Raw genomic sequence first — 14799 nt, 5'->3', positions numbered from 1 at the left:
CCAGGGATAGTTTTGTCGGTGGTGGGCGCTAGGTTCCGGGGTATGGAGCTGAGCGGGCTGACCGGCGCGGAGTGTGTCGCGCACGCGGTTGCGGCTCAGCGCACCCTGAACATCGCCGCCGCCGCGCGCCTGGCGGCGGTGGCCGAGGTCGCCGCCTGCGCGCCGGACTCCGGGGCCCGGGTGGCGCGGATGGCCGAACCGGAGCGGTACTCGGTCGATGAGGTCCGGGCCATGTACTCCCTCTCGGTCCCGGCCGCCGCCGCGCTGGTGGATCTGGCCTGGACGGTGTGCCGGCGCCTGCCCGAACTGCACGCCGCGATGGCCACCGGGGACCTGGACGAACGCCAGGCCGCCGCGATCGTGTTCTGGGTCAAGGACCTCTCCGACGCCCACGCCCACCAGATCTGCGCCGAGGTCCTGCCGCACTGCGGCCTGTCGGCCGAGCAGCCCTGGGTGACCGGCAAGCTCGTCGCCCGGATCAAGAAACGCGCGATCGCGCTCGACCCGACCTGGGCCGAACGCCGCTACACCGACGCAGTCCGCAAACGCCGCGTCATCTCCTGGCAGAACCCGGACGGGACCGCGGACCTGGCCGGACAGCAACTCGAGGTCGACCGGGTCGCCGCCGCCAAGGGCCGCATCCACGCCCTGGCCGACGCCGCCAAACGCGACGGTGACCCCCGCGGGATCGACGCCACCCGCTCCGACCTCTACCTCGGCTGCCTCGACGGCACCTGGACCGGCTTCTCCGACGCCGAAATCCTCGCCGACTACGCCAAGACCCGCCCCGAACCGATCCCGGACAGCGGAGACGGCCAGGACGAGAACAGCGAGGACGAGAACAGCGCCGGGACCGACGGCGAGACCGAGTCCACAACGAGCGCGGCTGAGCCGGCCCGGCACGTGGATGACCCGCTCCCGGCCGGGGTGCGCGCCGGGTTGGCGCACAGCGCCCGGTACTCCCCCTACATCGGGGTCGTGCTGCGGGTGAAGTTCTCCACCCTGCTCGGGTTCGACGAACACCCCGCCGAGTTGGCCGGGGCCGGACCGATCAGCCCGGCCAGCGCCCGCCGGATCGCCCAACGCATGGCCCTGGGAACCTGGCGGGTCGCGTTCATCGACGACGAAGGCCGCCTCGCCCACACCGCCCTGGCCGGGCCCCGCCCCACCGGCTGGGCCCAACCGAGCGGCGAACTGGTCCCCAAGGGCGTGCTCGACCTGCTCGTCCCCATCGACCTGCTCGACCAACTCGCCCTACGCGCCCACTCCCCCGACGTCCCACCCGTGGACCCGATCTGGATCCCGGTCATCGAACACCTCCAACGCAGCCTGGGCCGCCAGGAACGCATCGCCGAAGACCGCTACTGGCGCGAATGGGCCGAACGCGACGAAGCCGAACAATCCGGTGACCCCGCCCGCCTCGCCGAGGTCATCGCCCGCCAAGAACGCGCCCACCGACGCCGCTACCCCACCCTCACCCAACGCCGCCGCCTCCAACTCGCCATCCCCGACTGCATCGGCGTCGCCTGCAACCGGGCCTCCCACCGCGCCCAGATCGACCACATCCACGACCACGCCCTCGGCGGCCCCACCATCGAGGACAACCTCGCCCCCGAATGCGCCCACGACCACGACCTCAAAACCAACGGCGGCTGGACCCTCGAACGCATCGAGGAACACCGCTGGTGCTGGACCACCCGCCTCGGCATCCACTACCCCGTCACCAACCCACCCCTGCTGGACCACCACCCCGAACCCGACCAGCAGCAGGAACAACAGGACCAGCGACATCAACCCCGCCCCGACACCGACGCCGCCTGAACGACGTCGGACGATCCGGGCTGCCTGGGGCGGCCCGCCCCGGGGTCTCGTCGACGCCGACGGGGTTCGGCAGGGTCGGCGAGCGGCCGAGCACGGCGGCGACGTCGAGTCCCACGCCTCCGCTGCCGCGATGACCCCACACTCCGAACAGGCGCTCGTACGAAGACGTCACCCGCGCGAACTCGTCGGCCGGCCATTGCGCCCGCTCGAAGGATCGGACCGCGTCGATCAGGGCGGCGTCGTCGGAGCGCTCTACGACGAACTGCACGAACCCGCGGGCGAAGAGTTCGTCGTCCGCGATGGCGTAACGGGCCCAAGCATCTCCGTTGAGCGAGTCGGCGATCAGGCCCCGCACGGTCGGCGTCCTCCGCAGCGCGGCGACCACCGGGCTGGTGTCCAGCTCACCGGAGTCGTCGAGCACGTGGCCGATCTCGTGGAGCACGGTCCGGGCCTGCGAGGCCTCGTCCGCGTTGGTGTTGATCCAGATCGTCCGGTTGAGCACCTGGCCCTGGGCTTGGAGCGCAGGGTCCTCGATCACCGTGATCGGGGGAACGGGCGGCAACGGCAGCCTGGCCGCCGCGGCGACGGCCCGCTGCACCGCCGGCATCGCAGTCGGGGTCGACACCAGCGCGGTGGCGTCGGCGGGCGCTGCCGCCATCGCTGCACCCGCCACCGCGAGGGCGAGGACCAGACGGAGGGGCGATCCCATATCGCCATCGTCGTCCGAATCAGACCGATCCGCCCGAGGCGTTCGTCCCGAAATCCCAGGTCGTTCGGCCTTCTGCCGGCGAGGCCGCGAGCAGCACGTCCTCTGACACATCTCACTCGTCGGCGGAGAGGACCCGCCCGAAGATGTGACGTGGGGTCAGACAGACCACTCGCGGCCGTTCGCCCGGAGCCCAGGGGTCAGGCTGAATGGGGAGAGCGGCGACCTCCTCTGCACTGAGCGTCCGCGCCGGTCCCTGGACGGTGACGGTCCACCCGGTGCGGGTTCCCGTGTTGATGCGGTCGCACTGGAGGGCGAACACCCCGCCCCGGCCGAGCGCGGCGAGTTTGGCACTCACACCGATTCGGAAGATGACGTCCCCGTCGACCACGACGAAGTTCACGACCTCGATGTGCGGTCCGCCGTGCATGCAGAAGGCCAGCCGGCCCACCTGTTCGCGGGCCAGCAACGTCATCGCCGTCTTCTCGTCGAGCGGGTCCAGGTGCCGAACCACGGATCCGGGCAGAGACATCAGAACTCCCCTCGACCAGAGCTTTCGCGGACCACGATGACCGGACACCGGGCGTGGCTCGCAACGAGCAACTCCTTGCGCCCCATCCCGTGGGCCCGCCCGCCCATCCCGAGCACGACCAGGTCGGCCGAGTTGGACAGCTCGGTCAGCACGGTCGAGAAGTGTCCGGTCTGAACGCTGGTCCGCACCTGGACTCCGGGATAGGCCTGCCCCACCTCCGCCACCGCAGCGGGCAGGTGCAGCGCTTCCGCGTGGTCCTGCTCGTCCGGGGCGTGGAACGCCGGCTCCAGGTCGTGGGTGCCACGGGCCGCGTCACGAATGACCGTCACCAACAGGTGCGCTCCGCGGCGATGCGCTTCGGCGAAGCCCACCGACAGCGCGTCGGCGGCGTGCCAGGAGTCGTGCAGTCCGACCACGACCCGGCCGCGAGCCGGCGGCTCGGCCGGGGGAACGACCACGGTGGTGCGTGAGGTCCCCGACAGCACCTTCTCCGCCACGGGGCCGAGGCCGTTGTCGGTCTCGCCGCCGCGCCCGACGACCACCAGCTCGGCGCGATCGGCACGTTCGGCCAGGCGTGGAGCCGGTTGGCCGGTGACGGCCGTGGCACGGATACGGTCCGCGCCCAGGTCGGTCAACGCCAACTGAATCCCCTCGGACAGCGTCCCGTCGGCGCGCACGCTCGGCTCGGCGCTCGCACGGGCGTGGAGGACCCGGAGCGGCCGGGCCCGGAGCGCGGCCTCCTTCGCTGCCCACGCGACCGCGGTCCGAGAGGACGGGCTGCCGTCGAACCCGACCAGCACCTCGGCGGCTGGAACTCCGTACGCACCGGCGGGGAGGGCCGGTCCCGGCTCGATCGGTTCGGTGGCGATGACGTAGGCCTCGCACGACCCGCTCGGCGTGACATAGGTGACGGTCTGACCGGCGACCGCGTCGCAGAGTGCCTTGCCCAACGGCGCGTCGGCCGCGACGACTCGTTCGTCGACGACCGGAAGCTCGGACACCAGCAGGTACTCGGGACCGTCTCCTCGATCCACCAGCAGCACGCGACCCGCGGACGTGAGGTCGGTCGAGGTCCGGTGCAGGAAGTGGTCGAGCGCGGCAATGCGCTCGTCGACCACCTCGAGCTCGGCGGTGGTCACGTCGGGATCCTCGCCGGCTTCCGCCCCGGCCACCCCGCGCAGGAGCAGAGCGGGCCGGTCGATCGTGCGGAGCCGGAGGTACTCCTCCTCCGCAACGACGCGGAGCTGCTGGCGCAGGGTGTCCGCCGCCGCGCGGGGAATCTGGGTCGTCACAGCGCCGCTGCTCATGAGAGAGCTCCTGTCGTGGTGCGGGGGGCCGGGTCCAGGTCGGTTCGCCGACCCGAGGGAACGATGAGAACGGGGCAGGAGGCGCCGACCGAACAGGCCGAGGCCACCGAGCCGAGCCGGAGGCCGAGGAAGCCGCCGGTTCCCCGGTCGGCGAGAACGAGAACATCGGCACCGTGGGCGTGGGCGATCAAGCACTCCGCGGGATCACCTTCGATCACGAAGGTTCGCACGATCTCGGGAACCGGCTCAGTCACCGTGTCCAGCAGCCGGGCAAGGAGTAGGTGCCCGGCCAGACCGGACTCCTGGGCCCACCCGTGAATCGGCGGAGTGCCCAGCCACCCGAAGTCGATCGCGGGACTGCGGACGAGCACCACGTCGAGCCAGCTGTCGGTCTGCTGGGCGGCGTCGAGCGCCCAACGCACCGCGGCGACGGAAGCATGGGACCCGTCGGTCCCGACGACGATCCGTCCGCGCGACTCACGGTGGCTCTTCCTGGTCCGCATTGCGTTCCTCTGCTCGTTCTTCCTCTTATCTCTCAAGAGTCCGTCGTCGAGGCGGCCCAGAGGCAGAGGAAGCGGTCCTCACTGGCGTGGGACCCTCGACCCTTTCGAGTCGGGACCGCCCGGCGGCGGGACGGGGAGAGGCGGGACGAGGAGGGGCGGCACGAGCAGCACGAGGCTGTGCGCGTGGTGCAGGACTGCCTGACTGACCGAGCCGAGCACGAGGCCGGCGCGCGTCCCCCGGCCTCGGGTGCCGAGGACGATCAGGGACGCCCCGCGCGCCGCCTCCAGCAGCGCGGCGGCCGCCGCGCCGGGACGCACCTCGGTGCGCACCTCGACGTCGGGGTGGCGTTCGATCCAGCGCCGGGCGTGTGCCCGGAGATCGGGGCCGTGATCGGTCCCGCCCACGGTCAGCGTCGCCAAGGCCGCCAGCGCGAGACGTCGCACCGGCACCCCGCGGCTCACGCCGTGGGCCAGGACGACGGGCACCCCGCGCAGCGTGGCCTCGGCGAACGCGACGTCGAGGACAGGTTCGTCGCGCGTCGGATCCCCGCGCAGCGCTGCCACGACAGGTCCCCCCGGCCGGTGCCGCTCCGCCCCCGGTCGGACGACCAGGACCGGACACGGCGCCGCCGCGGCGAGGGCGACGGCGTGCGACCCCAGGGCCGCGTCACGCACCGCGCCGTGTCCACGACTGCCCACGACGAGCAGGTCGTGGTCCCGGGCGAGTTCGACGAGCACGTCGTCGATCGGCCCGGTCCGGCCGAGCGCGCGGATCTCGACACCCGGGCCCGCGGTGTGCGCGGCCGCGACGGCGTCCGGGAGCGGGTCCGGCCCGTGCGGCCGGCCGATCAACGCGGGCTCGACGACGTGAACGACCGTCAGAGCCTCCGCCGCTCGGGCCGCGTGTTCGGCCGCGACCGTCACCGCGGCCGCGGCGGACGCGGATCCGTCGACCGCGACGAGGATCCCGCTCACTCCGCGGGGACGTCGTCGTCGGCGTGGACGATCAGCACCGGACACTTCGCGTGCGCGGCGCACTTCGAACTCACAGAACCGAGCAGCAGGCCGAGGAAGCCCCCGCGGCCGCGGTTGCCGACCACGAGCATCTGGGCACCCTTGGCGTGCTCGACCAGGCAGTGGGCCGGGTCGCCCTCGAGCGCGAACGTGCGCAGGTTCGCCGGTCGCTCGGATCCGAAGACCCGGTCGAGGGAGGCCTGCAGCGACTTCTCGGCGTCACCCTGCCAGTCGATGCCGTAGGCGCCGACGTCCCAGCTGAAGGCGGCCGGCAAGGACCAGGCCGTCACGACGTCGAGCGTCGCGCCGTTGCGCTGCGCCGCGGCGTTCGCCCAGCGCAGAGCGGCCTCTGCCTCCGGGGACCCGTCCACCCCGACGACGATCCGGTCGTTGGTGCCACTCATGTCGTCCTCCTCCGGTCTCGCTCCTCCCCTCGAGGCTGCCCCCTGAGGCGGCGGCGTATCAGGTCCGATCCGCCCCGATTGCGGGAGCCGAAGGTCCCGGGCCATCGACAACTCCTGGCCCTGCCGTCGCGCGGCAGGCACGAGCACGCTGGACGCAGGACAGTGAGAAGGGACGCGCGATGAGCAGCCAGCACCTGGTGAGCGACCGACCGCCCGGGGCGATCGGCACAGCGCCGGGACCGGTGGAGGACCGCCGAGCGGGCGCCGTCCGGATCGCTTTCGGGCTGCTGTTCCTGTGGGCGAGCGGTGTCCACGTCGGAATCGTCTCCGGCGACCCGGCGATCTACGGCCCGGTGGCCGACGGCAGCTGGGTGCCCGGCATCCTCTCCGCCTGGCAGGACATCTTCATGGCGCACCCGGCTTTCTGGGGTCTGATGATCGCCCTGGGCGAATTCGCGATCGGCGCCGCCCTCCTGACCGGTGGGCCGCTCACCCCCTTCGGCGTCGCGGGCGCCGCACTGTTCCACGTCGGACTGATGACGCTGGGTTGGGGCTACTGGCTGTGGGCCGTCCCCGCCCTGCTGATCCTGCTGATTCTCGGAAGGGACCGATCATGACCGGACAGATCGTCGTCGGCGTCGACGGGACGGACGGCGGACGCCGTGCCCTGACCTGGGCCCTGCGCCACGCAGGAACCAACGGCGCGCGCGTCCTCGCCGCGGCCGTCTACTACGACCCGGCTGCGCTGAACCCCGCCGCGGACCCCGGCCGTGCCCCCTCGCCGCGCGCGCAGGCCGCACGCCGCGACGCGGAACGGCACCTCGCCAACGACGTCGCCGCCGTACGGGCGTGGGTCCCCGAAGCACCACCGGTCGACACGATCGTCGTTCCCGGCGACGTCATCGCCCACGCGCTCACCGCTCTCGCCGAGGGGGCCGACCTACTGGTCGTCGGCAGCCACGGCCACGGCGTCGTCACCAGTCGCGTCCTCGGCACCGTGTCCATGGGGTGCGTCACCAGCGCCCCCTGCCCCGTCCTCGTCGTGCCGGCGAGAGACCGGCACGTCCCGGCCGACGAGACCGCGACGGACCGCCCGCTCCTGGCGGACCGGCGATGAGCGCGGCGACGCCCGACGTCCGGGCCGGGGCGAGGACGCTGCGGGCGCGGGTCCGCGAGCTGCTCGAGGAGGAGTACCGCCGCCTCCGCGAGCTGGACCGCGAGAGCCGTTCTCCGGCGGAACTCGAACTGATCGATCGCCGCATCCGGGACGTCCACGACTACCTGGGTACGGTCGTGGACCGCGCGGCCGGGGTCGGGATCGGGGTCGGCACGACGGTGGTCATCGACGACGGCAAGGGCCCGCGCACGGTGCTCGTCAGCCCGCTCGAGGTCTACGACCCCGACGCGCTCAGCGCCGAGGACGGACTCGGCCGGGCGCTGATCGGCGCGCGTCCCGGCGACCGCGTGCGCTACGCCACCCCGGACGGACCCACGATGGTGCGCGTCGTCGCGGTCGGAAGCTGACGCGGGGTCACCCAGCGCGGCGCCGCCGCGGAACGACCTGTTCCTCGGGGTACTGCTCGTGCATGTCGGTCAGCAGGCCGGCCTGGCCGCTCAGGACCGAGGTCAGGATGCCGCGGGCGACGACAAGCAGTTCGGCCACCTTCGGGCTGACGAGGGCGTAACGGACGTTCGACCCCTCGCGCCGCGACGTGACCAGGCCGGCGCGGCGCAGGACAGCGAGCTGCTGCGAGAGGTTCGACGCCTCGACGTTCACCTCGGGCAGCATCTCGGCGACCGTCTGCTCGCGCTCGCTGAGCAGTTCCAGGACCCGGATGCGCACCGGGTGGCCGAGCGTCTTGAAGAACTCGGCCTTCAGTTGGTGCAGCGGTGTCGTCACCGGACTCCCGTCCTCGGGGTCTTCACATACCGTCAATCCAGTATATGATGAGTTGAAGAATCTTGCAACTCATCACCTCGCAAGGAATCTCTGCCATGACGTCCTCGCTCGCGCACCGCCCGGCCCCCGCCCGGTTCCGCCCGTCCCAGGAGGTCAGCGTGATCGACCTGCCCTGGCGCGCGGAGGCTCTGCTGAACGACGGGTTCCGGCTGGCCCTCGTCACCGCGATTCCCGAGGACGACGAGTCGCACCGCATCGTGTACCTGTTCACGGCTGCTCATCCGGATCGGCGCGTCGAACTCGTGGCGCGCACCGAACCCGGCGGCGACACCGTCCCGAGCCTGGCCCTGCTCAGCTTCCCCGCCGGCCGGTTCGAACGCGAGCTCTACGAGACCCACGGCCTGTTGGCCAGTTCGGCTCCGCCGCGACCCGGCCGGCTGGGCGCCGCCGCGGGCCCCACGCGGCGGTCCTGGGAGACCGACGCGGTGGGTCAGCGACCCGTCGAGGCGCTTCCTCGTGTCGAACAGGCCCAGCCGTGTTCCGCGTTCGCGCACGCCGTCGCGTTCTGCCTCGCCGTCGAGGACGCGTTCGACTTCGCCGTGCCCTCGCCGGTGGCCGCTGCGCGGGCCGTTCTCGTGGAACTGGAACGTGCGGCGAGCCACCTCCGCTCGATCGGCGCGATGTGCGGGGACGCGGGGCTGACGCGGTGGTCCGCCGAAGCCCTCGGCCTCCACCACGAGTTCCTCGCGCTGAGCGAGGAGATCACCGGACACCGTTCGCTCCGCGGCGCGGTCGTGCCCGGCGGGGTCGTCCTGCGCGGCCTGCCCGATTCCCGTCGGCTGCGTGCCCTGGAGCACGTCGCGGCCGAGCTCCGGGAGAAGGCGCTGTCCAGTCCCGCCCTGGCCGCGACGTACCGGCACCGTTGGATCCTGACGAACCGTCACGCCGCGATGACCGGAGCCCTCGGCCCCGTGGCCCGCGCCAGTGGCGTCGACGTCGACGCCCGGCGCGACCATCCGTTCCACCCGGCGACCGCCGGGGTCAACCCGGTCACCTCGCGTCGCGGGGACGCGCTCGCCCGGCTGGAGCTCCGGGTCGGCGAACTGGGGACCGGGCTCCGCCTGCTGCGCGACCTCCTCCCGGCGGCCCAGCGGGCGGTCGGCACGCCCGCCCCCGCGGCCTTCGGGGCCACCGCCCGGCACACGCACGGCATCGGCCTGGTCGAGGGCCCGCAGGGCACGGTGGCAGCGCGCGTCGAGATCGATCCGGACGGCCGGGTCGGGAACCTGCGCGTGGTGGACCCGTGCTTCCTGACCCGCTCGGCGTTCACGCTCTCGCAGCGAGGTCCGCACGACGAGAACGGTTCGTCGGTGGACCCGGGTTTCGACCTGCCCGACCCTGCACCCGGGCACTGATCTCGATCGCGACGCAGCCGACGGCACCGACGGAGAGCGCCGTCGTGGTCGCGCCCACGTGGTCGGGGTACAGCGCCCAGAAGTCCTGCAGCGACGGGACGAGCAGGCACATCAGGAAGCTTCCGCACGCGGCGGCAACGACCAGCAGCTTCCACCACGTCAGCGGCCGCGCCACGACGACGAGCACCCAGACCGACACGACGAACAACGCGAGGACCGCGGCGGTGCTGTGCTGGTCCTCGGTCGCGGAGTCCATCTCGCGCACGAGCAGGTAGGTGCCGACACTGCACACGCCGGCCACCACCCCGGCCGGGACCGCCAGCCGCAGCACCCGCCGGACGAAGCCGGGCCGTGCCCGCTCGGTGTTGGGCGCGAGCGCGAGGAAGAACGCCGGGATCCCGATCGTCAACGAACCGACCAGCGTGAGGTGCCGCGGCAGGAACGGGAACGGGATTCCCATCACGCCGATGACGATCGCCAGCAGGACCGAGTAGACGGTCTTGGTGAGGAACAGGTTCGCGACCCGTTCGATGTTGCCGATCACCCGCCGGCCCTCCGCGACGACGTGCGGCAGCGTCGCGAAGGAGTTGTCGAGCAGCACGATCTGCGCGACTGCGCGGCTGGCGGCGCTGCCCGAGCCCATCGCGACGCCGATGTCGGCGTCCTTGAGCGCGAGCACGTCGTTGACGCCGTCGCCGGTCATCGCGACCGTGTGGCCGCGGGAGTGCAAGGCACCCACCATCTCGCGCTTCTGAGTGGGCGTCACGCGCCCGAAGACGCTCGTGTTCTCGACGGCCTCGGCGAACGCCTCCGGCTCGGCCGGCAGCTGCCGGGCGTCCAGCGGATGGTCCGCGCCGTCGAGCTCCAGCGCGGCGGCGACCGCCCCGACCGAGACCGCGTTGTCGCCGGAGACAACCTTCAGCGTCACGTCCTGCGACTCGAAGTACCGCAGCGCCGGACCGGCCTCCGGCCGGATGCGCTGCTCCAGGACGACGAGGGCGGCGGCCTCGATGGAGCCCGGGCCGTCCGGGCCGTCGACCGCGCCGGCCGCGCGGCCGAGCAGCAGGACGCGCAGGCCCTGAGCCCCGGCCCCCTCGGCCTCGACCCGGGCCGGGTCCGCCGCGTCGAGCAGGACGTCGGGGGCACCGAGGACCCAGTCCCCCGCCGCGGCGGTCGAGTCGAACCCGACGCCGCTCCACTTGCGCGCCGAGGAGAACGGCATCACTCGCGCGGCTGCCGGGACCTCCGCGCCCGGCGGGTACGCCTCGGCGATCGCGAGCATGCTGGCGTTGGGCCGCGGGTCGGCGGCCGCCATCGCGGTGAGCACCGCGGCCGACTCGTCGTGGCCGTTGCACACCCGCAGCTCGGCCAGGCGCATGCCGTTCTCGGTGAGCGTGCCGGTCTTGTCCGTGCACACGACGTCAACCCGCGCAAGGCCCTCGATGGCGGGCAGTTCCTGGACCAGGCACTGCCGCCGCCCGAGCCGGACGACCCCGACGGCGAACGCCAGGCTGGTCAGCAGGACCAGGCCCTCGGGGACCATCGGCACCAGGGCCGCGACCGTGCCCCGCAGCGCGTCCCGGGTCGGCTCGTCGTCGATCGTGAGCTGGCTGATCACGATGAGCACCGCGGCCGGGATCATCAGGTAGGTGATGATGCGCAGGATCGCGTCGACGCCGTGGCGCAGCTCCGACGCGGTCAGGGTGAACCGGCTGGCCTCCTCGGCGAGCTGCGCGGCGTACGCCTCCCGCCCGACACGGGTGGCGCGGTAGACACCGCTCCCGGCGACGACGAACGAGCCCGAGAGCACGTGCTCCCCGACGACGCGGTGCACGGCGTCGGACTCCCCGGTCAGCAGGGACTCGTCGACCTCCAGCGCATCGGCGGCCACGATCTCGCCGTCGACGACGATCTCGTCGCCCGCCCCGAGCTCCACGAGGTCGTCGAGGACGAGCTCGCGCGGCGCGACCTCGACGACACGTCCGTCGCGGCGCACGCGCGGACGGGACTCCCCCACGATCGCCAGGCGCTCCAGGGTCCGCTTCGCGCGGACCTCCTGCACGATCCCGATGCCGGTGTTGACGACGATGACGAACCCGAACAGGGCGTCCTGCGGCGGACCGATGACGATCATCAGGACCGCCAGCGTCCCGATCACCGCGTTGAACCGGGTGAAGACGTTCGACCGGACGATGTCGCGGATCGAGCGCGCGGCCACCACCGGCACGTCGTTGGAGCGGCCGTCAGCGACGCGCTCGGCCACCTCGGCCGCGGTCAGTCCGTCCAACGCCATGACGCCCATCGTTCAACACACGGGCGATCGGACGGCGACCGGCCACGCCTCAGCGCGTGGCGTGCTCCTCCGCGCGGCGCTGCGTCCCGATGGTCGCCGCCCCGCCGAGCGGCGCGCCCTCACGCTGGGCCGCCGCACGCTCGGCCGCCTCGCGGCGGGCCCGCTCGGGGCAGATGGCGTGCTTGACCGACCGGATGGCCAGGCTCGGGATGAGGACGAGTCCCATCAGGCCGAACGCGGCGGCGATGGGCACGACGACGGCCGCGGTCTGCGAGGTCTGGTCCATGGTGTGCTCCTTCACTGGATGTCGCGTCGGTGGAACGCCAGGGTTCCCCCGACCGCCGCGACCACGCCGGCCGCGACGAGGATCAGGGCGGGCAGGACGCGCAGCGGTTCGACCGGCACGTAGCCCAGGTGGTGGAACGGCGAGACGGCGACCACCGCGTTCGGAACCCCCAACGCCGGGCCGAGCATCTGCAGCAGGTAGGCGACGACCACCAGCGCCGCGGGGAGTGTCGTCGTCAGGCGGGGCGCGAGCCCGAGGAGCAGAAGTGCGAGCCCACCGAACGTCAGAACGAGAGGCAGCTGGGCCGCGAGCGCGGCGGCGCCGTCACCAGGGCCGACGTCGGCTCCGACGAGCGCGGCCGAGATCCAGATAGCCGCCGCAGCCCCGACCGCGAGCACGAGTGCGCCGACGCCGGCGAGCAGCGCGTGACCCGCGATCCACCGCCCGCGGGCCACCGGTTGGGCGAGCAGAACGTCCAGGTGCCCGACGGCTTCCTCGACGTGCGCGGCGCCGATGCGCCAACAGACGTAGAGGGCGAGGACCAGACCGAGCATCGGTCCGAGCAGCGCGACGAAACCGCGCTCGGTCAGCACCATTTCCATGCCGAAGCGCTCGAGCATCTTCTGGGTGTCCGGGTCGTCGCTGCCGAACTCGGTGGCCACCGGGGAGAGCGCCCCGACCATGGCCGCATAGGCGACGGTGCCGACGAGCCAGCCCGTCAGGACACCGACGTTGAGCCGCCACGAGAGCGCGATCGGCCCGGAGAGGAACCGCAGGCGGGCCTGGGTGCGCTCGCGGCCGGCGAGCAGGCCGACACCGGCGTCCCGGCGTTCCCGCAGGAAGGCGGCGAGCACCGCGAGGCCGACCGCCGTGACCGCCGGCAGCGCCAGCGCGGCCCAGTGGTTGGCGTCGAAGGGGCGGAGCTCGTCGGCCCACCCGTAGGGAGTGGCGAACCGCAACCACGCGCGGGACTCACCGCTGTAGGCGACCATCCGCAGGGCGAAGGCGGCCCCGAGTACGCCGGCTGCCATTCCCAGGGCCCGGCGGCGGTCCCCCGCGAGCTGCGACGTCACCGCAGCGACACCGACAAAGACGGCGGCGGAGCCGACGAGGCCCGCACCGAACAGCAGCGAGCCCGCCAGACCGGTCCCGGTGGCCACAAGGGCCGCGGCGCTCAGGCCCCCGACCAGGACGGACGACCCGAACAGGACTCCGAGTTGCGCGGTGAGCGCACGGCCCGCCGCGACGGGAGCGGACAGGACCAGGGCGACCCGGTCGGTGTCCTCCTCGGCGCGAAGCAGCCGGGTCGTCAGCACAATCGCCCACAGCGCGACGATGGAGTGGATCATCCAGCCGGCGTCCCACACCACGTAGGCGCCGGTGTCGTCGATGCCGTGCGGGACCCCCTGCAGCATGCGGACGGCGGCGTTGTCGGCCATCCGCAGGAGCGAGTCACGCGCTCCGGCATCGGGGTAGGCCGCTCGGAACGCGAGGACCTCGACGACGAGGTAGACCACCATCGCGGTTCCGGTGAGCAGCGCACTGCGCCGGACCAGCCGGAGGTACAACCGCGCGACGGCCGCTGCCCGCGGAGCCGGCAGCGTCGGCGCGGCCGCCTGCGGGCGCGGTGCGACAGCTGCCACCGCGGTCACGTCGTCACCGGATCGGCGTAGTAGCCGAGGAAGATCTCCTCCAGCGAGGGCTCATGGCTGCGCAGGCGGCTGACGCCGGCCTCCGCGAGCCGGGCGAGGACCGGGGCGGGCGAGCCGGCGACGTGCATCCGCAGCCCGCCCGGGATTGCCTCGACCCGGCTGACGCCGGCGAGGTCGTCGAGTCGGGGCGGTGCCCCGTCGAAGGTCGCCTCGAGCACGGTCGAGCCCAGTCCCTGCAGAGTCGCGAGCTCGGCGAGCTCGACCAGTCGCCCGCGGCGGAGGATCGCGACCCGGGAGCAGACGTCCTCGACCTCGGAGAGCAGGTGGGAGGAGAGGAACACCGTCTGCCCGCGCGCGGCGGCCTCGCGAGCAAGCTGCTGGAACTGCTCCTCCATCAGCGGGTCGAGCCCGGCGGTCGGTTCGTCGAGCAGCAGGACGTCGGGCCGGGTCATGAACGCGGCCACCAGGGCGACCTTCTGCCGGTTCCCCTTGGAGTACGAGCGGACGCGCTGGTCGAGATTGAGGCGGAGGCGGGCGACGAGCTCGTCGCGGAAGGCGGTGTCGACCCGGCCGCTCAGGTTGCCCAGCAGCTCCAGCGTCTCGCGGCCGGTCAGCTGCGGCCACAGCGCGACGTCGCCCGGGACGTACGCGACGTGCTGGTGCGCCGCGGTCACGTCCGTACTGGGCACGCCCAGAATCAGCGCGGTCCCCGCGTCGGCCCGGAGCAGGTTCAGGAGCATCCGGATCGTCGTCGACTTCCCGGCGCCGTTCGGCCCGAGGAACCCGAAGATCTCGCCCTGGTTGACGGTCAGGGTGAGCCGGTCGACGGCGGTCACCGAGCCGAACCGCTTGGTCAGGCCCCGCAGCTCCAGCGCCGGAACCGACATCGCGTACTCCTCCACCGGGCGCCGCCTGCGCCCACGGTTCGAGGATCCGTCGAAAGCCGGCGAGGTGCAGGAGGCGGGC

At 72.8% G+C, this 14799-nt stretch carries 16 protein-coding genes; 5 read left to right on the top strand and 11 right to left on the bottom strand.

The window, feature by feature from the left end; translation table 11 throughout:
• The first annotated feature begins 42 nt into the window (after window positions 1-42).
• Window positions 43-1821: an HNH endonuclease signature motif containing protein gene (locus tag SPOPO_RS0113050; RefSeq protein WP_020629230.1), complete on the top strand. Its 1779-nt coding sequence runs from the start codon at window positions 43-45 to the stop codon at window positions 1819-1821.
• On the opposite strand, the gene SPOPO_RS0113045 is transcribed toward SPOPO_RS0113050, so the two are convergent.
• From SPOPO_RS0113045 to SPOPO_RS0113020, 6 genes are all read right to left on the bottom strand, one after another.
• Complete coding sequence (locus tag SPOPO_RS0113045) at window positions 1721-2530, bottom strand: hypothetical protein (RefSeq protein WP_019875253.1); 810 nt, start codon at window positions 2528-2530, stop codon at window positions 1721-1723. The two genes, SPOPO_RS0113050 and SPOPO_RS0113045, sit on opposite strands and share 101 nt — an antisense overlap.
• A 112-nt stretch (window positions 2531-2642) precedes the next feature.
• Entirely contained in the window at window positions 2643-3059 is a 417-nt protein-coding gene (locus SPOPO_RS29415; RefSeq protein WP_019875252.1) for a pyridoxamine 5'-phosphate oxidase family protein, read from the bottom strand.
• A complete protein-coding gene (locus SPOPO_RS0113035; protein WP_019875251.1) occupies window positions 3059-4366 on the bottom strand; it encodes a universal stress protein in 1308 nt (435 codons plus the stop codon). Before SPOPO_RS0113035 ends, SPOPO_RS29415 begins: the two co-directional genes overlap by 1 nt.
• Window positions 4363-4869: a universal stress protein gene (locus SPOPO_RS29410; protein WP_019875250.1), complete on the bottom strand. Its 507-nt coding sequence runs from the start codon at window positions 4867-4869 to the stop codon at window positions 4363-4365. Before SPOPO_RS29410 ends, SPOPO_RS0113035 begins: the two co-directional genes overlap by 4 nt.
• A 78-nt stretch (window positions 4870-4947) precedes the next feature.
• Complete coding sequence (locus SPOPO_RS29405) at window positions 4948-5844, bottom strand: universal stress protein (RefSeq protein ID WP_019875249.1); 897 nt, start codon at window positions 5842-5844, stop codon at window positions 4948-4950.
• Window positions 5841-6287, bottom strand: coding sequence for a universal stress protein (locus SPOPO_RS0113020; RefSeq protein WP_019875248.1), 447 nt, complete (start codon window positions 6285-6287; stop codon window positions 5841-5843). The genes SPOPO_RS29405 and SPOPO_RS0113020 overlap by 4 nt, the downstream gene beginning before the upstream one ends.
• Window positions 6288-6466: 179 nt before the next feature.
• Here SPOPO_RS0113020 and SPOPO_RS0113015 point away from each other — a divergent pair, with 179 nt between their 5' ends.
• Genes SPOPO_RS0113015 through SPOPO_RS29395 form a run of 3 tightly spaced genes read left to right on the top strand, consistent with a single transcriptional unit; the run spans window position 6467 to window position 7811 of the window.
• Window positions 6467-6904: a hypothetical protein gene (locus tag SPOPO_RS0113015; protein WP_019875247.1), complete on the top strand. Its 438-nt coding sequence runs from the start codon at window positions 6467-6469 to the stop codon at window positions 6902-6904.
• Window positions 6901-7404, top strand: a complete 504-nt coding sequence (locus SPOPO_RS29400; RefSeq protein ID WP_019875246.1) for a universal stress protein — start codon at window positions 6901-6903, stop codon at window positions 7402-7404. The genes SPOPO_RS0113015 and SPOPO_RS29400 overlap by 4 nt, the downstream gene beginning before the upstream one ends.
• On the top strand, window positions 7401-7811 hold the full coding sequence (locus SPOPO_RS29395; RefSeq protein WP_019875245.1) for a GreA/GreB family elongation factor: 411 nt from the start codon (window positions 7401-7403) through the stop codon (window positions 7809-7811). The genes SPOPO_RS29400 and SPOPO_RS29395 overlap by 4 nt, the downstream gene beginning before the upstream one ends.
• Before the next feature lie 7 nt (window positions 7812-7818).
• On the opposite strand, the gene SPOPO_RS0113000 is transcribed toward SPOPO_RS29395, so the two are convergent.
• Complete coding sequence (locus tag SPOPO_RS0113000; protein ID WP_019875244.1) at window positions 7819-8187, bottom strand: ArsR/SmtB family transcription factor; 369 nt, start codon at window positions 8185-8187, stop codon at window positions 7819-7821.
• A 95-nt stretch (window positions 8188-8282) separates the two neighbouring features.
• Here SPOPO_RS0113000 and SPOPO_RS32805 point away from each other — a divergent pair, with 95 nt between their 5' ends.
• Complete coding sequence (locus tag SPOPO_RS32805; protein ID WP_019875243.1) at window positions 8283-9602, top strand: NADH-quinone oxidoreductase subunit D-related protein; 1320 nt, start codon at window positions 8283-8285, stop codon at window positions 9600-9602.
• Here SPOPO_RS32805 and SPOPO_RS29385 read toward each other — a convergent pair.
• The 4 genes from SPOPO_RS29385 to SPOPO_RS0112975 are packed head-to-tail and all read right to left on the bottom strand — an operon-like array spanning window position 9514 to window position 14720.
• Window positions 9514-11895, bottom strand: coding sequence for an HAD-IC family P-type ATPase (locus tag SPOPO_RS29385; RefSeq protein ID WP_019875242.1), 2382 nt, complete (start codon window positions 11893-11895; stop codon window positions 9514-9516). The two genes, SPOPO_RS32805 and SPOPO_RS29385, sit on opposite strands and share 89 nt — an antisense overlap.
• A gap of 49 nt (window positions 11896-11944) precedes the next feature.
• Window positions 11945-12181 (bottom strand): hypothetical protein, encoded by a 237-nt coding sequence (locus tag SPOPO_RS0112985; protein ID WP_019875240.1) that lies wholly within the window; start codon window positions 12179-12181, stop codon window positions 11945-11947.
• Between the two features lie 11 nt (window positions 12182-12192).
• Complete coding sequence (locus tag SPOPO_RS0112980; RefSeq protein WP_156869857.1) at window positions 12193-13824, bottom strand: hypothetical protein; 1632 nt, start codon at window positions 13822-13824, stop codon at window positions 12193-12195.
• A gap of 5 nt (window positions 13825-13829) precedes the next feature.
• On the bottom strand, window positions 13830-14720 hold the full coding sequence (locus tag SPOPO_RS0112975; protein WP_084671745.1) for an ABC transporter ATP-binding protein: 891 nt from the start codon (window positions 14718-14720) through the stop codon (window positions 13830-13832).
• Window positions 14721-14799: the final 79 nt, after the last annotated feature.

Origin of the sequence: Sporichthya polymorpha DSM 43042 (assembly GCF_000384115.1) — a bacterium.
Taxonomy (GTDB): Bacteria; Actinomycetota; Actinomycetes; order Sporichthyales; family Sporichthyaceae; genus Sporichthya; species Sporichthya polymorpha.
This window is presented reverse-complemented; position numbering and strand designations above follow the sequence as displayed.